The sequence below is a fragment of the Nostoc sp. genome, from assembly GCF_036917555.1.
Lineage (GTDB): Bacteria > Cyanobacteriota > Cyanobacteriia > Cyanobacteriales > Nostocaceae > Nostoc.
Window position 1 is genome coordinate 71,903 of record NZ_JBALDD010000012.1, and the last position, 19,643, is coordinate 91,545.

Below are 19,643 nucleotides of genomic sequence, written 5' to 3' on the forward strand. Positions count from 1 at the left end.
AAGATTATGGATTTGCAACTCCGTGGCAAAGTCGCCTTAGTGACAGCTGCTAGTAAAGGTTTGGGCAAAGCTACAGCGAGGCAATTTGCCCGTGAGGGTGCAAAAGTTGCCATCTGCGCCCGCAGTGAGTTAATTGACAAAACTGCTGCGGAGATTGAAAGCGAAACAGGTATAGAAGTACTATCTCTACGTGCAGACGTTACCAGTCAAGAAGATATTGAACGGGTAATTAACACCACAGTAGAAAAATTCGGCGGGTTGGATATTCTCGTTACTAACGCGGGAGGTCCACCCGCTGGTACTTTTGATGATATCGATTTGGCAACTTGGGAAACTTCGATCAACTTGACTTTGCTGAGTGCGGTACGTCTGGTAAAGTACGCTTTACCTCACTTACGCCAATCTATCGCACCAGCAATTTTGACCATCACTTCAACCTCAACTAAACAACCAGCCGAAAATCTGGTTTTATCTAATTCCATTCGATTAGCAGTGATTGGTTTAACGAAAACTCTCAGCCAAGAACTGGGTAGCGATAAAATTCGCGTCAACAGTATTCTACCCGGCTGGACATATACAGAACGGGTAGAAGAATTGCTCAATGCCCGCATTAGTAAAAGTGGTGAAACCAAAGAAGCAGAAATTGCTAGAATCAATGAGACAGTTCCTTTGGGTCGTATCGGGACACCAGAAGAGTTTGCCAATGTTGCGGTATTTCTGAGTTCACCAGCAGCCTCATTTGTGAATGGAGTCATGCTGCAAGTAGATGGCGGAATTATTCAAAGCACATTTTGAGCGGCTTGATTGATAAAAAACAATGAGCGGCAATAGTGAGCTTAAACCACAGACTTTTCGGCTTTTCAAGCGTACCATTCACCTGGGACACCTTGCTACGGCACCGATACTTCGCTGCCGTCTGGGTTGCCCTGGAATGTCCAAGTACCACCCGATCGGAAGGTCGAACCTGTGCCAAAGGTGTCCTCCATGTACTGCATGTAGGTGACTAAGCCATTCTTCACCTTCGCCAAGACAGAGAAGGGAGAGATGAACGTTTTATCGAGTTTCACCGAATGGACGGTGAAGCTGCCAAAGACAGCGACGTTCTCACCTTCGCCAAATATCTGCTGAATATCGAACTCCTCGATGTTCCAAAAGGTATTGAGTTCCTGGAAAACTTTGAGGACGCTGGCTGGACCATCTTTATGCGTGCCTGCCCAAGGCATAAGCTTTTTTAGGTCGGGATTATCATAGGTGAGTGATACGTAGATAGCGTCAGGGGAGACGAGTCGGTTGACGACCTCAGGGTTGGTGGGGTCTTTGAGAAGGGCTTGAACGATTTCTACGTTGGTGTTTGACATGGGTGTGTTCGTTTTCAGTTACAGTTGGTTTCTAGTAGTGATTCTGCGGCAAGTCAGTGCCTCGGAAGAACTCTTCGGGTCCCGCGATTCACGGGGAAGACGCATTCAATCTTTGATGAATTCAGCTAGAAGAGCAATCACCTCAGGGCCGGATTCTTCCATCAGCCAATGACCAGATTCCGGCAAGATCACGGCCCTGAATTTCTTTTTATCTTCCACGAAACGTGCTGCCATTTGCTTAGGCAATACGTCTCCTACGCCCTTGCCACCGCTGATCGACATGGATGGAATTCTAATCAGCTTATTAGCAGATAGCAGCGCTTCGTTCTGTTTGATGGATTCAGAGTGAAATCTGTAGTAGCCGCTAAAAGCAGCGTGCAAATTTTCGATCCTCGAGTAAGGCTCAATTAGTTCGTCGAGTAACGCATCAGTGAAAATACCCTTTTTTCCGGCATAGCTTTGTATAAAGTAAGCCATAAACAGTTTAGGGTCGTTCGATATCAATTTTTCGGCGATATCCCCGTAGCTAAAAAAGCCGAAATGCCAACCAAGGCCAGGACCTTTCGGGGTATAGCCCGGATAGGTCCACATCGCCTTGTCCGGAATTGGCGAATCCATGAATACGACTTTTTTGATGTAATCCTGGTTGTTGGCGACCATTGGATAAGAGGCTGTATTGCTCAGATCATGGGAAACATATATGATGGGCTCTCTCGTCAATTTCTTAATGGCTGTCAACAGATAGCTGGAGAGAGCCTGTGCGCTATAACCAGTCTGGGAGGCTTCCGATTGCCCAAGTCCGGGCAAATCGATGGCAATGACCTGGTGCGTGCCAACAAATGCTTTCAGGGCGGGTTCCCACATTTTCCAGGTCGAACCAAAACCGTGGACAAACACGATGGGACTGCCCGATCCGGCGCTGACGTAGTGCAGCTTGATGGCGTTACTTTCCACGTAGTCACTCTTAAACCCGGCTGGATAGGCATATTGCCCGCGACGCTGCTTTTTTACCCTGGCAAGGGCCAGCTTGGACATGGCAGCTGGTGTATCTATAGATGGTGGACTGACTTCTTGAGCTACTACACTGAGTGGAGCAAGAGCAAGTAACACGGCAGACAAAGTCAAACTCAGGCGTTTATTAATTCCGTTCATAATTAGTCTTCACTTGGTTCCTATGGATGTCTGCCCAAGGTATGAGCTTTTTCAAGTCGGGATCATTGTAGTTGAGCGATACGTAGACAGCGTCAGGGGAGACGAGCCGGTTGACGACCTCAGGGTTGGTGGGGTCTTTGAGAAGGGCTTGAACGATTTCTACGGGCGTACTCGACAATGTTTTTGTAAGGCCGCTTAAGCGAACCTGATTATTGGGTTTGATGGTTGTGAAGCTTATTTAGGAAGAACTCAAAACTTGGCTTCGAGCTCGACTATTGAGCAGAAATGCCAGCACCAGAGATCGTGCCTGAGTTGAAGGCGATGTGTTTGTACTCCAGGAATTCATCCATCGCCGCTAGACCATTGAGCCTGCCGTTGCCGCTGCGCTTGAATCCGCCTTCCTCAAACTCGTCCCAAACGATCGCCCAATCGTTAATCCAGATCGTGCCTGCATCTATCTCGCGGGCGACGCGCAATGGGCGGTCAACATCGCGAGTCCAAATGCTCGCAGCCAAGCCATACTCACTATCGTTTGCGAGCTGCACCGCTTCTGCCTCAGTATCAAAGATTTGCATCGTCAGGACTGGACCGAAGACCTCTTCCTGAACAATCGTCATTTTCGGATCGGTCACTTCCAGCAGGGTCGGACGGTAAAATGCACCGCTGGCGAGTGGGCCTTCAACAATTGGGCCACCGCGTACAAGTACCTTCGCGCCCGCTGCGATCGCCTTCTCCACCATCTTGTCAACACGAGCGACGTTCGGCTTATCAATCAGAGGTCCCATATCACTGGACGGATCAGACGCAGGTCCTGTTTTAACGTTCTCCAGTCGCTGGGTGATCAGCGTGCGAAAGCGATCGGCAACAGCACGTTGCACCAACAGCCGGGAACCTGTCATGCAGAACTGACCTGCGAAGGTCGTGAGTGCCTTCTCAACTTTTGGTGCAGCCGCCTCCAGATCGGCATCCTCGAAGATGATCATCGGCGTCTTGCCACCAAGTTCGGTCTGAAACAGCTTGAGCGTCGCTGCCCCTGTTGCAGAAATTGCTATCCCGGTCTTCGTGCTTCCTGTAAAGCTAATCACTCGAACATCCTTTGACTCTATCAGAAAAGATGATCCGCCTCTGCCTCTGCTTTCACTAAAAACATTAATCACGCCCTTCGGTAAATCGGCAGCTTCAGCGAGGGTTTTACTAAACAGATAGTTGATCTGTGCTGTATTACCTGGCAATTTAATAACAGTTGTAACACCAGCAGCAAGAGCAGGTGCCAGAGAACGCACAGTCAGGACAAGCGGCGAGTTAAACGGTGCGACGATTCCAGCAACTCCGATTGGAGATCGAGTCACAACCGATAGGTGTCCGGGTTGGACTTCCATCGCCCGTCCATAATCGGTCAGCACAACCGATGCCCAGTATCGAAATTTGCTGGGAATCATATCGACTTCAAATGCTGCTTCATCATGGACTTTGCCGTTTTCAAGCGAGAGAATCGCGATCAGTTCATCTCTTTGGGCTTCAAAGCGATCGGCGATCTGATTCAGCACTCGCGCCCGAAGTGCCCGATTTTCCTTCCAGTCTAATTCTCGGAACGCCCGCACCGCAGCATTAACCCCCTGAACAGCCTCGTCACGCCCACCATCTGCATAAGTTCCAATCACCTTGCCTGTAGCTGGATCAATGCTATCACTATGCTTTTTTGAATCAATCCACTCGCCATCAATCCAGTTCAGTGCGGGTGTTCCTAGTTCAATGTTTGATGCTGAGGATTTCTTATTTGTCGTTGCTGCCATAATAGCCGCTCCTTACTTTTGTGCATAACTAAGTTTCTACTCACAGTCGAAGCTCAACGTACTCTTGTTCGATTAGCAGGTAATGTTCAGCCTTAATTGGTTGTGTTGCAGAAATTTTCAAATGATAAACGAACAGGTCTCGTTCGCATTTTTTAAGCAATAACTCCAAAGATTTCGTTAATGAACTCTGCCTGAGATACACTCTGCGTAGGGACGAAGCATTTGGTTAATAACCCATTGAAATAGAGATTTTTGCCCGAATGCTTCGCCCTGACAGGAAAAAAGTTCGATGAACCAAAGTTTTACAAAAGCCTGTTTCAAGCTGGATGAACAACTTGCAAAACCAGCTTGCCGCGTGGATGTCCGTGCTGGCTAACTTCCTGTGCTTTAGCAGCTTCTGCCAGTTCAAAAACTTGCTCAATAGACGCTTTGATCTGTCCGTCATCAATCAATTGAGCAATCTGCTGGAGCTGGGAAATTGCTCTGAGATTGGCAAAAACAGGAACTGCTTTAATGCCCTGTGGAATGCCTGATTCAGGCACACCAAGTGTTGAAACTAAAACGCCACCGGGACGAATGATTTGCCACGATCGCGCTTGTGTTTCTCCACCAACCAAATCAAGCACCACATCTACATCTTTTACCTGCTGTTCAAACGGTTGACTCGCATAGTCGATCGCCTGATCAGCACCCAGGTTTCTCACATCATCAAGGTTTGCTGCCGATGCCGTTGCAATGACTCGTGCCCTCTTCCACTTAGCAAGCTGAATTGCATAGCGACCTACTCCACCCGCACCACCATGAATCAGCACACTCTGCTCTGGCTGGAGATTTGCACCATCAAACAATGCTTGCCATGCGGTGATTGCCACAATTGGGACAGAAGCCGCGTGAATATAGTCGAGCGTTTTCGGCTTCGGGGCGATCGCGTCTGCATAGCCTACTGCATACTCGGCATAAGCTCCCGAAAGCGCCATGTCTGCTGTTCCATAAACCGCTTGTCCTGGTTGCAGTGTGGTGACACCATCGCCCACACTTGCAACAACACCAGCCACATCAGCGCCAGCAATCACGGGCAGCGAATAATCATAGACTTGTTGGAAAAACCCTTCACGAATCTTCCAATCGATTGGGTTTACGCCTGCTGCATACACTTGAATGAGGACTTGCCCTGCTTGCGGTTCAGGACGGGATACTTCGTCGTACTTGAGGTTTTCAGCCCCGCCGTAAGCATGAATTCGGATTGCTTTCATCGTTGCCATTGTGACGTACTCCTTTTCATAAAATGGATCGGCATTTGATCAATCACTGGCGATCAAAATTTTGAATGTTACCAAGAAAAAGATTCGTAGTCGCTTGGAATGCTGAACTGCGATCGCGCTGTTTCAGCGTTAAACCCTTACTTACCTACTGGGTAATTACAATTCCTACTCGAATGGCACGCTTGTTAAGTGTAAACCCTTGTTATAACTGGCTTGTGGGTGTAGGGTGTGGGGAATTAAGAAGATGTATCCCTCAAGGAGCAACTAAAATTTAATTGTCTTAAACACTACACCCTACCCCCTACCCCCAACACCCTGCCCTAATGAAATTTCACCTTTTCTTAGTGCCATTCAATTCCTACTCTGTTGACGATCCATCGACATACTGCTGACCACCGATCGTAATGAATTCAACTGTGTTGGCTGGAGCAGCGAAATCCAATGAGGTAATTTCCTCTCTTTGAGCCTCGACTCGACCCAGTACAATGATCTCTTTTCCACTTGTGCCCGGTTTGAGACTCAGGGCGTGTGCATCAAGCTGTACGACCACGCCACGCACCAAACTGTTACCCCTACCACCTTTTGTGATCACGTCTCCAAGCACGAGGATATTGCCAAATGGTTTACTGGTCTGTATCCCGATCGAGCCATTGCCATGAGTGGTAATGCTTTTGAATTCTGCATAAGCCAAGGTTCCATCGTATAGATTGAACCCCCGCGCCCCTTCGCCATAGGTCGCCAGGTCGCCTTGCACAATCAGAGTCTGCAAATCTCCGAAATTTACGAATCCGATTCCACTGGTTCCATGAGATATGATGGACTGCCGAGCAAGCCAAAAACGGACATTGCCCCAGTTATCCAACACCATGTCATTTGTCCCGTAAGTTGTTACAGGACTGTTATTGATCACTTGTTGAGCCTTCACGCCTGAGCCAACGAACACCCCGCCTGAGATCAGATTGCCAGTACCAGCCGGGATATTGCCATTAGTATGGATTTCGCCTGTGGTCAATAATTTCAGGTCAATCATGCCACCAGGAGAACTGGGCGCTGGTCCACTTTGAGGATCAGCGTTTGCGGGAACAGTCATGCCGCCAAAAATAAAGATGCCACTACCCCTCAACGGCACATCTGGCGTTCCCCCTGAGAGGTTTTCGGCACGCAGTGTCCAGCGACTTTGGGGATCGGTACAGCGATTGTAGATCGTTAGGGAACCCGGAACGACCTCTACACCGTAACCGACTGGACGATGCAGCGCTGAGGTACTGTCGCCGTCATACACTTGAACGTCAGTGAGCACAAGGTCAGCGGTCATCACAATACTCGATTCCAAGTGCAGCCGACCGTAGACGACGAGATGCTGTAACTTGAGTTGTCCAAGGGTAGTCGTTGCCGATTCCAGACTGAGCGTTAATCGGCTCGGATGCGATCGGAGGGTTAGGTTCTGGAGGGTGTTATTTGCCGTGAGCGCTACCCCGTCTGAATCTGGCTTGAAGACCAATTCTGCGTCAGAAGTTGTACCCACCAAACTTGAGCCTTCAAGAAGTGTAAATTTCTCTAAGTCATGAAGGCGACCAGCCACCTCAATTACAACATGTGTACGTTGAACTGCTTCAGCCAGAGAAACTGCGTCCTCAACGACTACATGAGTGCCAACTGTGCTATGTGCCATAAACGACTCCCATTAGTGGTTGGATTTACCTCACTCACAACACAACGGTTTACTTGGTGTTGAACCTTTAGTTAGAGTGAAAACAATTGACGCGCATTTCCATGAGCGATATGTAAACGGTTTTCGCAAAGCTCCACCTAACCTACAAAAGTCTGACTATCAGGACGCTTTGAAGGTGATGTCTGCCTGATCGAGGAAGGGCTGGAACAAGTCTACCGGCCAGTTAGGATCGCTCTTGGAGGTGCGCTCCAGACACTTCCAGACGCCATCGCGACGTTCAAAGATGTCGTCGTAGGTGCCAGTTGAAACGATTCCGACGTGTTCAGCCTTCCAGTACACGAACCATCGCCAGTGCGCTTCGGCCTTGTCACCCGATCCGGAAATTTCAAATGCGCCCAGAGAGTGGAACCACTTGTCCATCGGGAAGACGCTGTGCGCGTAGTCGAACATCTGCTTCATGCCCTCAAAACCCTCGAAGGTTGAAGTACGTAGATCGTTGACGTGGAATTTGGCCTCCGGCCAGTAAAGGCGGTTGTATAGGTCGACCTGCTCGCGCCCCCAACCCTTGTCGATACATCGCTGATGCATGTTCAACTGCTCGAAGATGGTAAAGCGGTCGATCGCTGTAAGTTCGTTGTTCTGAGACATTGAAATTCTCCTCTACGTTGAAATTCTTGCGGGCGCTCGACGAGTTGATAGTGTTCTAGATTTGTTGTTAAGACTCCTGAAACGTCCAATGCATAAATTCTTCAGTCATCACTATTTACTTGCCTAGCTAGTTGATGCTGCCGTCTTCCTCAAATTACATTTATTTCTCATCGTTGTACAAGTATCATTTTGTTGATGCGATGTTTCTTCTTAGTAAACTTTAGAACTACGATGGACACCTTAACGAGCATGAAAGTATTGCTTCAGGTGGTGGAATCGGGAAGTTTTGTGGCAGCCGCCGAGCGGCTCAACTTATCCACAGCCATGACCAGCAAGCATGTGATGCACTTGGAACGAAACCTTGGCGCACGTTTGTTGAATCGAACCAGCCGACATTTAAGCCTAACCGAGGCCGGAAGGGTCTATTATGAGCAATGCCGGGAAATGCTTGATAAATTGGAAATGGTGGAGGCAACGGTGAGGCAATCAGCCGTCGTTGCGCGTGGCGTACTCAAGATCAGCGCCCCAGTTTGGTTTGCTAACCCGTTATTTACTAAAGCCTTGGCGAAGTACCGCTCTCGCTATCCAGACGTTTTGCTAGATATGAATTTGAATGATCGGTTGGTGGACTTGGTGAAAGAAGGATTTGACTTGGCGTTACGTGTCACGCCTGAGGAACCCGGTTCTTCACTGCTCACGCGACGCATTTGCCCAATTCAACTCATGTTGGTTGGCTCAACTGACTATTTGCAAAGAAATGGATACCCAAAAACTCCCACCGAACTGTCGAAGCATGTAAGCATCAGTTATTACTACTCGCAGTTTGCCGATGAGATACTCTTTGAGGATTCTAACGGGCGGGAGACAGTCAAACTGCCAGTCTCGATCCGCTCCAACAACACTACCATGCTGTATCAGGCAACCCTAGCCGGTATGGGGTTGGCGGTTTTGCCAAAGTGGTTGATTGAAGATGATCTTACCAGCCAACGATTGGAGGTGCTGAAGCTGGACTTCACGTTGGCAACCTCATCTCTTTATGCTGTCTATACGAATCAGCGATACCTATCACCCAAAATAAGTACTTTCGTAGATTTTCTCGCTGAACATTTTTCTGGCATCACCGAGCTGGAAAACAACGTTTGAGATCAAAGCATCCCGAATGTGAAAGAGGGTTTAGCGGCGAATGGCACGTTTGTTTTCGCCAAATACATAAGGTACAGCAGTTTGCTTTTTAAATGCGGTACAAAATGCAAGACTCAACATTAGATAAAAAGAGTTTCTATCTCCTGCCTTCCTGAATAAAAACTAACTTTGATTACTTTCATCATTTTTTCAATTGTTCTAAAGAAACAGCAATCACTATCATAATGCTGTTACATCTTTGTTAAGAATAGTTACAACTTCTTAACACAAGGAAATATTGATTATGGTAGTCTCACTTGAAAAGAATGTACCACATCGGGTTGTTGTCGTTGGTGGCGGCTTTGGTGGACTGTATACAGCAAAAGCTTTGAAGAAAGCAAATGTAAATGTTACTCTCATTGATAAACGTAACTTTCACCTATTTCAGCCGCTTTTATATCAAGTTGCCACAGGTGCGCTATCACCTGCTGATATTTCGGCACCATTGCGATCTGTATTCAGCAAAAGCAAGAATACAAAAGTGCTGTTGGGAGAGGTAAATGATATCGATCCAAAAGCACAAGAAGTTATTCTGGGTGATGAAGTAATACCTTATGACACATTAATTGTCGCCACAGGTGCTAACCATTCCTATTTTGGTAAGGATAACTGGAAAGAATTTGCTCCTGGTTTGAAAACTGTTGAAGATGCCATAGAAATGCGTCGCCAGATATTTTCGGCATTTGAAGCGGCAGAAAAAGAAACCGATCCAGAAAAACGCCGTGCTTTGTTGACTTTTGTGATTGTGGGGGGTGGGCCTACCGGTGTTGAATTATCGGGGGCGATCGCGGAATTGGCATACCAAACTCTCACAGAAGATTTCCGTAGCATCAACACCTCAGAAGCGAGAATTTTACTATTGCAAGGGGGCGATCGCATCCTCCCACACATTGCGCCAGAGTTATCGAAAGTAGGAGCAGAATCTTTGCAAAAGTTGGGTGTGGCTGTCTACACTAACACCAGAGTGACAAATATTGAAGGTAACATCGTTACTTTCAAGCAAGGCGATGAATTGACAGAAATTACCTCAAAAACTATCTTGTGGGCAGCAGGTGTTCAAGGTTCGCCTATGGGGAAAGCCCTAGCAAAAAGCACAGGTGTAGAGTGCGATCGCGACGGACGTGTGATTGTAGAACCAGACTTGTCTATTAAGGATTATAAAAACATTTTTGTAGTGGGAGATTTAGGTAACTTCTCCCATCAAAATGGTAAACCCTTACCTGGTGTTGCACCTGTAGCCAAACAACAAGGAGAGTATGTAGCTAAACTGATTAAACGCAGGCTTCAAGGTGAGACTTTGCCACAATTTCGTTACAACGACGTGGGTACTTTGGCGATGATTGGGCAAAATTTAGCTGTTGTAGATTTAGGCTTAATCAAACTCAAAGGTTTCATTGCTTGGCTCTTTTGGCTAGTAATTCACATCTACTTCTTAATCGAGTTTGACACTAAAGTAGTAGTAGCAATTCAATGGGGGTGGAATTATATCACTCGTAATCGTCGCTCTAGATTGATTACAGGTCGAGAAGCTTTTGTAGAAACAAAAACTGTTAACACTAGGGTGCAACAGCCTTCTGGGACACCTCTGTAACTTCAGGGTTCAGCTAAGTAATTTCTATACTTGCAAACTGCTGTAATTTAGTGCGATCGCGATCGCACTACACAAGCTGAGACTTGGTTGAAAATCCCTATTTTGTTGGTGTAGCGAACGCCATAAACCCTTTAAATTATTTACTGTCATAGCTAGCGATCGCCACAATCGTAGATAAAGGAACTTCCGCAAAATACTGTTGCTGAAATTGTTCTTCTCGGACAGCAGCTAAAAATCTTGCAACGGCTTCATCAGCAAGGTTTTCGGCACTATCGCTTGGATGCCAGGTAATTTGTAAAGAACGGTCTTGTCGTTTAACTGTAAACCCTAAATATTTTAAAGCTTTGATTCCGACAAGTAAAGTTTGGTCGCTGATGCCGATTTTCTCTAAAAGTTGTCCGCGGGTAACTAGTTGATTTGTGCGACTGAGATATTTGGCAATTCCGACAAGAGTCAGCCAAATTTGATTGGGTGGTTGGTGGTTGGGTTTAGACCAAGCGATCGCTAATTGTTGCTGATTCTCAAGCCCAGATGTAGAGCGGCTTGTTGCCAAACATCGCCGCAACCATATACGTAAATCATCCCAGTTTGTGGGACAATCTTCAATAATCAGTGTTGAGTCCTGAGTGGTGGGTGCTGAGTGTTCCTGATTCCGTAAGTCTAGGATGAAGGGTGAATGTTGAGTGTTGAGTGCTGAGTTAAGAGAAGAACGCACGGCAATTAATCTGATTTCATAACGTTTTTTGAAGGTGTTGTAGTCTAATTCTGCTATACAATCACACCTTCCTATGGGCAATTCATCTTTGTAGTGTCCCCACCATAAGCCAGGAAAAGCACTTCTGCTAGAATCATCCCGAATATCAAACTCAGTTTTAATGTACTGTACCTTTTTCCCTTGCCAATCCTGCTGATTGCGATGCCAAGAATTTTCAAACCAGCAGTTTTGAATTAGCAATTTCGGAACAGGATTACCCATTCCACAAGGTTCTAGCAGTTTCAGTTCCAAAAATAACTCTTTCCCCAAGTCTGCAACTGTTACCGTCAAGTCTGCTTGTACAGTTGGCGTTAGAGTTGTACTACCTAAAGATTGCCGCAATTGCTGATTAATCGCCGCTGTAAATAAAGGAATGTTCTCCACTAACAAACTCAAACCCGCTGCAAAGGGATGTCCCCCAAAGCGATGTAATAAATGTGCTTGGTCTTTCACCAATTGGTATAAATCGACAGAATTCACCGAACGGGCGGAACCCCGGGCTAATGCGAGTGCTGTTAGCGGAAGCGGGGCGTTTAGCCCGTGCTGAGTGCTGAGTTCTGAGTTAGAAAATAAAGGAGTAATTTCTCCCCCTGCTTCCCCTGCTTCCCCTGCTCCCCCGGTTACTGAGCGTAGTCGAAGTATGCTCCCCTGGTTACTGAGCGTAGTCGAAGTATGCTCCTCTGCTCCTTCTGTACTCAACAAAATCGTCGGGCGACCAGTTTCTTGTGCTACCTGTCCCGCAACTAAGCCTAATACACCCGCAGGCCATTGGACATCTTCTAAGACAATGACGCTGGTGGTTGATAAGTCTAATTGGGTAAGTTTTTGCGCCACTTGTGCTTGCACATCTTTTTGTAAAGATTTACGGCGGGCGTTGGCGAGTTCTGTAACTTCGGCTAGTTCGTTACAACGTTTGACATCCTGACTAGTTAATAATTCCACGCAGAAACTGGCATCACCTTGGATGCGACTAACGGCGTTAATTCTTGGCCCCAAACCAAAAGAAATATCTGTGGGGCGATCGCCGCTTTTCTGGCACAATTCTAATAATCTTCCTACCCCTGGCCGCCGCCGCGCTGCTGCTGGCTGTTTAAAATCTTCTTGTAGTCGTTGAATTCCCATCTGTGCCAAGTAGCGGCAATCTCCACTTAACTGTACTAAGTCGGCAATTAATCCAACTGCAACTAAATCTAATAAATCCTCTAAAGGATATTTGGCAACATTGGGCAGGCTTTGATATAGTGCTTCCACCAACTTATAAGCTACCGCCACCCCAGAAAGATTAAATAACTCATGTTCCTTTGGAAAATAGCGGGGATTGATAATTGCTGCGACGGGTGGGCGTTCGGCTGGTAAGGTGTGATGGTCTGTAACTATTACATCTATACCTAGCTGTTTGGCATAGATAATTTCCTCAACATTTGTGCTACCTGTATCGCAAGTAACAATTAATTTGCAACCTTGTTTTGCTAAGTTATCAATTCTTTGATTATTAAGTCCGTGAGATTCTTTCAGGCGATTGGGAATGTAGTAAACTAACTGAGTATTTTGAGCGAAAAACTGCCCCAATCCATCCCAAAGTACAGATGTGGCGGTAATCCCATCGGCATCGAAGTCTCCCCAAATGGCGATTTTTTCTTTAGTATTATATGCTTGTTGCAAGCGTGCGATCGCCAGATGCATTTCTTGCCCAAACTCAAAGGGACTTGCTGGTTGATAAGCTTTATGGTTGATAAAAGCTGTTAATTGTTGACGATCTTTAATACCTCGTTGCCATAACAACTGCGCTGCATACAGTCCACTTGATGCAGGTGTATACTGTTTCACTGCTTGGATAAACCACTCTGGTGGTTGTTCAGTTGCTGTTATAGTCCACTGCTGTTGTTCTGGCATACAAACAAAGTTAGGATTTAGAAGTTAAAACTCTTAAAATACAAGGATAATTTATAACCCTGTGGAGTTGACCTTTAGAAAAGTGAAGAAAGTTCCAGGAATTGCTAAGATAATCTGGTCATCAAGCTGAAATTATAATTCTACCTCTTGAATAGAGAAAGCTTCATCTTTGTGACTATGAATCTGGGAAGGTGTAAAGGTAGTTATTAAATGAAGTTTTGATTGATATAAACGCCAGGTTTTTGCAATGATAATATTTATTACTTTTATTTTTACTTGCAACTTGTGAGCTAAATCACACTAATAACCTAAGCACCTAAATAAAATTTTATTTGTGCATAAAATATTACATATAAAATGATGGAATTACTTCAACTAATGTTGGTGCTAGGTACAGTAGTTGGTGTTACAGACGGGAACACAATTTTGGTTAAAGATAATGTAGGACAAACAACTATAGTCAAGTTAGCGTGTATTAATGCACCAGAGGCAACTGACAAGCGCTATGGTTTAGCAGCAACACAAAGGCTAAAACAGCTATTACCACTTCAAACTCCTGTCGTAATTAGAAGTACAGAACAACTTAAAAGTGGTCGCCCAGCGGGTGAAGTGTTTGTAGATAATCGGTCAGTAAATCTCCTTTTGGTAAAGTCAGGTAATGCCGCCGTTGACCAAGAATCTTTACAAAATTGCTATGAGAGCAAAACCCAACTTTTAATTGCAGAAGCTAATGCTAAAAATAAGCATTTGGGTTTGTGGCAAAAATAAAAATTGCAAATGAACATCATATTTTAAAAGCAGGGTTTTAACTTTTTCTTACCAAGCCAATTGATCCAATGGAACTTGTGGATAAGGTGGTTAAAACGTTAAAAACCTAATTACTCCATGTTCTTCGGCTGGGATTTTTCCAGATATGAGAAAGCATTGTCACTTTGAAACGCCTATTGAAAAACGCAAGCGTAAAGAAATTGCCAAGCACAGGCAGGGTAAAAGACATTTCTGCATTTGATGAGTAACATAGATATTCATCAATGCCCTCAGAGATTTTATAAGGGCTTTATTGATGGAAATCAGCACAAGTAATCAAAAAGTCAGAATGGAATTTTTATTCCTTAGCAGAAAATCAATATAGATAAGGGTGAGCAAGAAATGAGCAAGTTTTGGTCTGGAAAGTGAGTAGTAAGAGCAAATAAGCTGTGGAGCGCTTCGGTAATAGCCGCAGTCTTTTTTGAAATCCAAATCAACTTCCTATTTCCACATCAACAGTAGAGGCTAAATACCTCAAGAAGGGCAACTATGAGAATAAATGCTCGGAGTATCACCTCTTTTCTACCAACTGAAGGCAGGTTGCTCATAAATAAACTAGTCCAAAATATGGTATTTCTTCCCATCAAGCGATCGCTATATTGGACTAAAGCTACTCGTTTTTTTCGTCCTATAGTGGCATTTGTCGCTATTTTGCTGGTAGTCCTAACCTATGCAACCCCTAAAGCTTTGGCTTCAGATCACCAGGACACAACTTTTCTTGCCACTAAGCTGACTGCTGCGGATCTCACAGATTTGTTTGTGTTTGAGAGTCCGACAAACCCCAAAAATGTTGTCTTAGTGATGGATTTCGACCCTCTGATCGTTTCTGGTGAAAAAAGACCATTCGATCCAAACGTTCTTTATCAGTTCAAGATTGATAACACTGGCGACAGTATTGAAGATGTCGTACTCCAATTCAATATAAATGGTAAAGGCTCACAGCAAACTGTCACAGTCCGCGGCCCATGTCGTCCAACCATAGTAGGAACAGAGTCAGCTTTGCTTCCAGTCAGTTGGACAGGGCAACTCAATCAAACATTCGCCGCATATAACGGCATGAAGTTCTTTGTTGGCATACGCAAAGACCCATTCTTTTTCGATTTGGAACAGTTCTTTAAAATCATCCCGGATCGGAACTATAGCCTTCAGCCTAATCCTAGTCCTCCCTTGACAGTTCTTACCTTTAGACCACCTGGACAAGCAAAAGACACTCTAGCCCCATTCAATGTCCACTCAATTATTGTCGAGCTACCCAGGAAACTGCTTGGTAAAGGCAAGATTGGTGCTTGGATGACAACTAGTGTTAAAACTCCTAGACTCAGAAACGGGCATTTTGCTCAGATTGAGCGGTTAGCAGTTCCAGCCCTGAATGAACTTTTTATGGACTTTAAAGCTCATAATAATAGTAATCTTCAGACACCAACCAAAGACGCTAGCAATCAATCCCAATTCATTCAAGCCTTTGTGAAAGCGATCGGTAGACCTAAAGGCATAGCCGATGCAGTGATCTCAGTGGCGATTCCTGATGTTATCCAATCTGACCTTTCTAAACCTAGCGGTAGTTATTTTGGTACTCAGTTAGGCAAAAATTTTGGTGGTAGAAGACCAAAAGATGACGTAATCGATGTAACAGCATCTGTTGTCTTTGGTGATGCAGTTACAGGCATTTCTACAGGTAAAATTCCGGGGCTGACTAGCGATAATGTTGGGCCTAATAATGCCAACTTTCTTCCTACCTTCCCTTATTTAGGCAATCCTTTGTAAGGTTTATGTATCTACGAATACTATGGGTATTAGTGCTGACTAGCCTACTGGTTTTACTAAGACCCTGTGATACACAAGCGCTAAGTTTAGGCTACACCAATGGTAAGTTAGGTACATATTCCTCTCTTGTACAACTGCTGACTGTTAACTCTAAGCAGATATTACCAGTTCAGCAGTCAGATTTAGTCTTCCCCGATTATTTACAGCGATCGCATATTATCAGCGTCTATGAGGAGAAAGTTGCCCAATCTCCCGATTCCTCAATATTTTTACGTCTGTTAGCCGATCAATATTTGAGGCGCTTTCGAGAAATTGGAGATATAGACGATGTGTTACGAGCAGAACAAGCGGCACATAGATCCCTGGCAATACAGCCGCGCCATAATGAGATTTCTTCCATGCTCCTAGCATCAGCTTTACTATCTCAACACCAGTTTCGATCAGCTTTAAATGTGTTAAATAATTCATCTGTTGATAATCCCAATATTGTCTCGCTGAGGGCATCGATTCAGATGGAGTTGGGCGACTATGAAGCAACTCATCAACTATTGCAGAATCTTGCTGAGGAAAAATCGAACTCTGGTCATAACGCGGTTTTAGCTCGTTACTTAGAATTAACTGGCAATTTAGCCTCAGCGCGACAACTGCTAGATGAGGCTATGCAGGAGATGGACTCTTTCTACACGACAAGCGCAGAAACTCGCGCTTGGTTTCATGTGCGGACAGGGGATCTTGCTTTTGCAGCCGGTGATTTTGCCCTGTCTGAGCAGCGATATCGGGAGAGCTTTGACCTTTTCCCACGGCATATAGCTGCGTTTACAGGACTGGCCCGCCTCTATGCGGCACAGCATCGATGGCAGGATGTTCTAAATATTGCAAACCAGGGTATAGAACTGATGCCGTTGGTAGAAACGCTGGGGTATAAAGCAGATGCTCAACTGGCTCTGGGAGACGAAAAAGGCGCAACTGAAACTGAAGATTTAATCGGGGTAGTTGCTTACCTGAGCAAGGTTAAAGGAATCTACGATCGCGCTTTGGCAGTCTACTACACCGAACACGGAATCCACTTACCAGAGGCGCTACAGATTGCCCGTAGTGAAGTAGCAGTACGAGACGATGTATATGCAGAGGATACCTTGGCTTGGGCAGCTGCGGCTAATGGGCAATGGCAAGAAGCACAAGGGGCAGCACAACGGGCAACTCGCTTCGGAACAGAAGATGCTTTGCTGCAATTTCATGCTGGCATGATTGCGTTTTACTTAGGTAAGCGTGAGGAAGCAATAAACCGATTAACTCAAGCTGTTAGCCTCAATCCTCAATTTCATCACAAGTATGCTGATGAAGCTCGTCAAGTTTTGGCTAACTTAGTACCCTCTGTCTCTTTTCCCACTCCTAACACTATAGGGAGTTCTTTATGAAAAAGCTGCTACATTACTTAGCTTGGAGTACTGCAATCATCGCAATATGTTTATTTTGGATGCCAAGGGCGGATGCCCATCCTTTAGGTAATTTTACCATCAATCACTACGCAGGAGTGCAGGTAGCGCCGGATGGTGTGGGGATTGATTATGTTCTAGACATGGCAGAGATACCTGCTTTTCAGGAAATTAATCACTTAGATACTAATCGCGATCGCAAAGCTGAACCTGTAGAGACGGTTCAATACCCTGACCAAAAATGCCAGGAAGTCAATTCATATCTGGAACTGTTGATCGATAAACAGGCTTTAGCACTATCTTTGATCAAATCAACAGTCGAATTTCCTCCAGGTGTTGGAGGATTATCTACACTGCGGCTGAGTTGTAATTTTCAGGGAACAACGGAGTTAGTAGGCGCGAATCAGTTAATCGAGTTTGAAGATCAGTTTTATCCACAGCGCTTGGGCTGGCGTGAGATTACTGTGGCCGCAAATGGCATTCCCATTCAAGGTGATTTCAGCTCTTTGAGTATCACCAACCGCTTGAGAGATTACCCCACTGAGTTACTCAGCAGTCCTCTCGACCAACGTCGGATTGACTTTAAACTTAATTCGTCTCTGACATCGAGTCAACAAGCGCCTCCACCGTCTGTTAAATCATCCAGCCGTTTAGATAATGCTTTGACAGGAAGAAGCAACGATGTTTTTACTAGCCTGATTACCCAGGAAAATCATAATTTCCTTACTATCCTAATAGCTCTAGCGATCGCCTTTTTATGGGGTGGTTTACACGCCCTGTCCCCTGGTCATGGAAAAACGATAGTCGGTGCTTATTTGGTTGGTTCCCGTAGTAATGCCCAACACGCCCTATTCCTGGGGCTAATTATGACGATTACCCATACTGCTGGCATATTTGCTTTAGGGCTGGTCACTCTTGGCACATCCAAGTTTATCTTGACAGAGCAATTGTACCCTTGGTTAAGCGTACTCTCTGGTGTGCTGGTAACTGTAATTGGTCTGAATTTGTTTATTAGTCGATTGCAAGGGACTCAAGTCTCTCATTCACACGACCATGTACATAGTCATCAACACAGCCACGACTTGCATCATCACCATCACCATGACCATGTACATCATGAGCATTCACATCTACCACCTGACGGTGCTTCCATGAAGTGGTCTAGCCTACTTGCGCTGGGAATATCGGGCGGCTTGTTACCTTGTCCTTCAGCCTTAGTAGTATTGCTGAGTGCGATCGCAATGGGACGAGTTGGCTTTGGACTAGCACTGGTGTCTGCCTTTAGCTTAGGTTTAGCAGCAGTACTAACTGGAATCGGCTTAATGCTAGTCTACGCCAAAAATCAGTTTGAGCATTTGCCACTCCAGATACCCAGGATCAAAATGTTACCCGTAGCAAGTGCCTTATGTATCACCTTAATTGGCTTAGGTATTACTTCACAGGCTTTGCTTGCTCATCCCTGGAACTAGATGAAAGTACAAAAGACAAAAGCACTTAGTTTTATAAAACAACCTAGAACAACTAGATGTCACAAGCAATTAAAGAATCCATCGTCTCAGAAAACAATCTATCTCATCACTGTACCAAGTTTTCACAAATAGCCAAGCTTAAGAGTTTGAGTGAGTGTTCATTTAATTTTTGGCAAAAATCGCTAAGACGTTCAATCCCTATTGCCTCTGCTGCGATCGCTCTATCTCTAAGTATTACCCTACCCTCTGAGGCATTCACTATTTCATATTCGGGTGACACAACAAACGCACCAATTTTTAACCGTCCTCAAACGGAAGGGTTTGAAGGTGGTACTAACCCACCCACATCACTTTTTAGTAATGGTACCACCGTTCCTTATTACAGCCAGCCTTTCTTAGTTGATACTACTGGCTTTTATGATATTGAAGGTTCTCAAGCTTTCTTGGGCATCCAGTTCTTGTACGAGAACAGCTTCAATCCAACTACACCATTAGTTAATTTACTTAGTGGGAATGATCCTTTCCCAGATGAAGGCACATCTGGTTTTAGCGGCTTGAGCTTAACTGCCAATAATCAATACTTTTTAGTCACTACTGGATTTGATAATAGCAATAACAGTTTTGGTACTTTTACCAATACCATCACAGGCCCTGGCAATATTACAGTAGTACCCGAACCTTCTTCAATTGCCAGCATAGTCATCTTTGGTATTTTTGGTAGCAGCTTAATACTAAAACGCAACCTGAAAAAGCTAAAATCTGTAAACTAACCTCCTGATGAGTTTGTTAGAAAATATTATTTTGAGGAAAACATGAAACGATTTGCCTTTATCTTTTTAATAACTGCTTTGTGCATAATCGG

At 45.1% G+C, this 19,643-nt stretch carries 17 protein-coding genes and 1 pseudogene; 10 read left to right on the forward strand and 8 right to left on the reverse strand.

Annotated features, from left to right (window positions below; genetic code table 11):
* Window positions 1–6 precede the first annotated feature (6 nt).
* Complete coding sequence (locus V7K60_RS04810) at window positions 7–795, forward strand: SDR family oxidoreductase (RefSeq protein ID WP_334923381.1); 789 nt, start codon at window positions 7–9, stop codon at window positions 793–795.
* A gap of 95 nt (window positions 796–890) precedes the next feature.
* Here the strand turns inward: V7K60_RS04810 and V7K60_RS04815 are convergent, their stop codons facing one another.
* The 4 genes from V7K60_RS04815 to V7K60_RS04830 all read right to left on the reverse strand — a co-directional run bounded on the left by V7K60_RS04815 (window position 891) and on the right by V7K60_RS04830 (window position 5,565).
* Entirely contained in the window at window positions 891–1,358 is a 468-nt protein-coding gene (locus V7K60_RS04815) for a nuclear transport factor 2 family protein (RefSeq protein WP_334819779.1), read from the reverse strand.
* Window positions 1,359–1,463: 105 nt separating this feature from the next.
* Window positions 1,464–2,510: an alpha/beta fold hydrolase gene (locus tag V7K60_RS04820; RefSeq protein WP_334923383.1), complete on the reverse strand. Its 1,047-nt coding sequence runs from the start codon at window positions 2,508–2,510 to the stop codon at window positions 1,464–1,466.
* A gap of 272 nt (window positions 2,511–2,782) precedes the next feature.
* Window positions 2,783–4,303 carry an aldehyde dehydrogenase family protein gene (locus V7K60_RS04825; protein WP_334923384.1) on the reverse strand — a complete coding sequence of 507 codons (1,521 nt, stop codon included), beginning with the start codon at window positions 4,301–4,303 and terminating at the stop codon, window positions 2,783–2,785.
* A 317-nt stretch (window positions 4,304–4,620) separates the two neighbouring features.
* Window positions 4,621–5,565, reverse strand: coding sequence for an NADP-dependent oxidoreductase (locus V7K60_RS04830; RefSeq protein ID WP_334923386.1), 945 nt, complete (start codon window positions 5,563–5,565; stop codon window positions 4,621–4,623).
* 65 nt (window positions 5,566–5,630) lie between these two features.
* Here V7K60_RS04830 and V7K60_RS04835 point away from each other — a divergent pair, with 65 nt between their 5' ends.
* Window positions 5,631–5,840 (forward strand): hypothetical protein, encoded by a 210-nt coding sequence (locus V7K60_RS04835; protein WP_334923388.1) that lies wholly within the window; start codon window positions 5,631–5,633, stop codon window positions 5,838–5,840.
* An 83-nt stretch (window positions 5,841–5,923) separates the two neighbouring features.
* Here the strand turns inward: V7K60_RS04835 and V7K60_RS04840 are convergent, their stop codons facing one another.
* Together V7K60_RS04840 and V7K60_RS04845 are read right to left on the reverse strand one after the other, a co-directional pair.
* Window positions 5,924–7,237 (reverse strand): hypothetical protein, encoded by a 1,314-nt coding sequence (locus tag V7K60_RS04840; RefSeq protein ID WP_334923390.1) that lies wholly within the window; start codon window positions 7,235–7,237, stop codon window positions 5,924–5,926.
* A 159-nt stretch (window positions 7,238–7,396) separates the two neighbouring features.
* Window positions 7,397–7,885 carry a nuclear transport factor 2 family protein gene (locus V7K60_RS04845; RefSeq protein WP_334923392.1) on the reverse strand — a complete coding sequence of 163 codons (489 nt, stop codon included), beginning with the start codon at window positions 7,883–7,885 and terminating at the stop codon, window positions 7,397–7,399.
* A 231-nt stretch (window positions 7,886–8,116) separates the two neighbouring features.
* Between V7K60_RS04845 and V7K60_RS04850 the strand changes: the two genes are divergently transcribed.
* Window positions 8,117–9,028: a LysR family transcriptional regulator gene (locus tag V7K60_RS04850; protein WP_334923394.1), complete on the forward strand. Its 912-nt coding sequence runs from the start codon at window positions 8,117–8,119 to the stop codon at window positions 9,026–9,028.
* Window positions 9,029–9,311: 283 nt separating this feature from the next.
* On the forward strand, window positions 9,312–10,658 hold the full coding sequence (locus V7K60_RS04855) for an NAD(P)/FAD-dependent oxidoreductase (RefSeq protein ID WP_334923396.1): 1,347 nt from the start codon (window positions 9,312–9,314) through the stop codon (window positions 10,656–10,658).
* 24 nt (window positions 10,659–10,682) lie between these two features.
* Here V7K60_RS04855 and V7K60_RS04860 read toward each other — a convergent pair whose 3' ends face one another.
* Both V7K60_RS04860 and V7K60_RS04865 read right to left on the reverse strand, forming a co-directional pair.
* Window positions 10,683–10,808, reverse strand: coding sequence for a hypothetical protein (locus tag V7K60_RS04860; RefSeq protein WP_334923398.1), 126 nt, complete (start codon window positions 10,806–10,808; stop codon window positions 10,683–10,685).
* Window positions 10,795–13,305 (reverse strand): single-stranded-DNA-specific exonuclease RecJ, encoded by a 2,511-nt coding sequence (locus tag V7K60_RS04865; RefSeq protein WP_334923400.1) that lies wholly within the window; start codon window positions 13,303–13,305, stop codon window positions 10,795–10,797. Before V7K60_RS04865 ends, V7K60_RS04860 begins: the two co-directional genes overlap by 14 nt.
* Window positions 13,306–13,662: 357 nt before the next feature.
* Here V7K60_RS04865 and V7K60_RS04870 point away from each other — a divergent pair, with 357 nt between their 5' ends.
* The 6 genes and pseudogenes from V7K60_RS04870 (at window position 13,663) to V7K60_RS04895 (ending at window position 19,551) form a co-directional block, all read left to right on the forward strand.
* Window positions 13,663–14,073: a thermonuclease family protein gene (locus V7K60_RS04870; protein ID WP_334923402.1), complete on the forward strand. Its 411-nt coding sequence runs from the start codon at window positions 13,663–13,665 to the stop codon at window positions 14,071–14,073.
* A gap of 121 nt (window positions 14,074–14,194) precedes the next feature.
* Window positions 14,195–14,314: pseudogene (gene rpsU / locus V7K60_RS04875) on the forward strand (30S ribosomal protein S21); the annotation flags it as partial.
* Window positions 14,315–14,601: 287 nt separating this feature from the next.
* Complete coding sequence (locus V7K60_RS04880) at window positions 14,602–15,876, forward strand: DUF4331 domain-containing protein (protein WP_334923404.1); 1,275 nt, start codon at window positions 14,602–14,604, stop codon at window positions 15,874–15,876.
* A gap of 5 nt (window positions 15,877–15,881) precedes the next feature.
* The gene (locus V7K60_RS04885; RefSeq protein ID WP_334923406.1) at window positions 15,882–17,294 is read left to right on the forward strand and encodes a tetratricopeptide repeat protein; all 1,413 of its coding nucleotides are present in this window, start codon (window positions 15,882–15,884) and stop codon (window positions 17,292–17,294) included.
* A complete protein-coding gene (locus V7K60_RS04890) occupies window positions 17,291–18,781 on the forward strand; it encodes a nickel/cobalt transporter (RefSeq protein ID WP_334923408.1) in 1,491 nt (496 codons plus the stop codon). The genes V7K60_RS04885 and V7K60_RS04890 overlap by 4 nt, the downstream gene beginning before the upstream one ends.
* A 56-nt stretch (window positions 18,782–18,837) precedes the next feature.
* Window positions 18,838–19,551, forward strand: coding sequence for a hypothetical protein (locus tag V7K60_RS04895; RefSeq protein ID WP_334923410.1), 714 nt, complete (start codon window positions 18,838–18,840; stop codon window positions 19,549–19,551).
* Window positions 19,552–19,643 lie beyond the last annotated feature (92 nt).

Bases quoted from the DNA above. Each gene is read 5' to 3' on its own strand.
- V7K60_RS04825 (WP_334923384.1), bottom strand. From the start codon at position 4,303: ATGGCAGCAACGACAAATAAGAAATCCTCAGCATCAAACATTGAACTA.
- V7K60_RS04835 (WP_334923388.1), top strand. From the start codon at position 5,631: ATGTTACCAAGAAAAAGATTCGTAGTCGCTTGGAATGCTGAACTGCGA.
- V7K60_RS04810 (WP_334923381.1), top strand. From the start codon at position 7: ATGGATTTGCAACTCCGTGGCAAAGTCGCCTTAGTGACAGCTGCTAGT.
- V7K60_RS04870 (WP_334923402.1), top strand. From the start codon at position 13,663: ATGATGGAATTACTTCAACTAATGTTGGTGCTAGGTACAGTAGTTGGT.
- V7K60_RS04830 (WP_334923386.1), bottom strand. From the start codon at position 5,565: ATGGCAACGATGAAAGCAATCCGAATTCATGCTTACGGCGGGGCTGAA.
- V7K60_RS04880 (WP_334923404.1), top strand. From the start codon at position 14,602: ATGAGAATAAATGCTCGGAGTATCACCTCTTTTCTACCAACTGAAGGC.
- V7K60_RS04885 (WP_334923406.1), top strand. From the start codon at position 15,882: ATGTATCTACGAATACTATGGGTATTAGTGCTGACTAGCCTACTGGTT.
- V7K60_RS04850 (WP_334923394.1), top strand. From the start codon at position 8,117: ATGGACACCTTAACGAGCATGAAAGTATTGCTTCAGGTGGTGGAATCG.
- V7K60_RS04820 (WP_334923383.1), bottom strand. From the start codon at position 2,510: ATGAACGGAATTAATAAACGCCTGAGTTTGACTTTGTCTGCCGTGTTA.
- V7K60_RS04895 (WP_334923410.1), top strand. From the start codon at position 18,838: ATGTCACAAGCAATTAAAGAATCCATCGTCTCAGAAAACAATCTATCT.
- V7K60_RS04860 (WP_334923398.1), bottom strand. From the start codon at position 10,808: ATGACAGTAAATAATTTAAAGGGTTTATGGCGTTCGCTACACCAACAA.
- V7K60_RS04890 (WP_334923408.1), top strand. From the start codon at position 17,291: ATGAAAAAGCTGCTACATTACTTAGCTTGGAGTACTGCAATCATCGCA.
- V7K60_RS04815 (WP_334819779.1), bottom strand. From the start codon at position 1,358: ATGTCAAACACCAACGTAGAAATCGTTCAAGCCCTTCTCAAAGACCCC.
- V7K60_RS04865 (WP_334923400.1), bottom strand. From the start codon at position 13,305: ATGCCAGAACAACAGCAGTGGACTATAACAGCAACTGAACAACCACCA.
- V7K60_RS04845 (WP_334923392.1), bottom strand. From the start codon at position 7,885: ATGTCTCAGAACAACGAACTTACAGCGATCGACCGCTTTACCATCTTC.
- V7K60_RS04840 (WP_334923390.1), bottom strand. From the start codon at position 7,237: ATGGCACATAGCACAGTTGGCACTCATGTAGTCGTTGAGGACGCAGTT.
- V7K60_RS04855 (WP_334923396.1), top strand. From the start codon at position 9,312: ATGGTAGTCTCACTTGAAAAGAATGTACCACATCGGGTTGTTGTCGTT.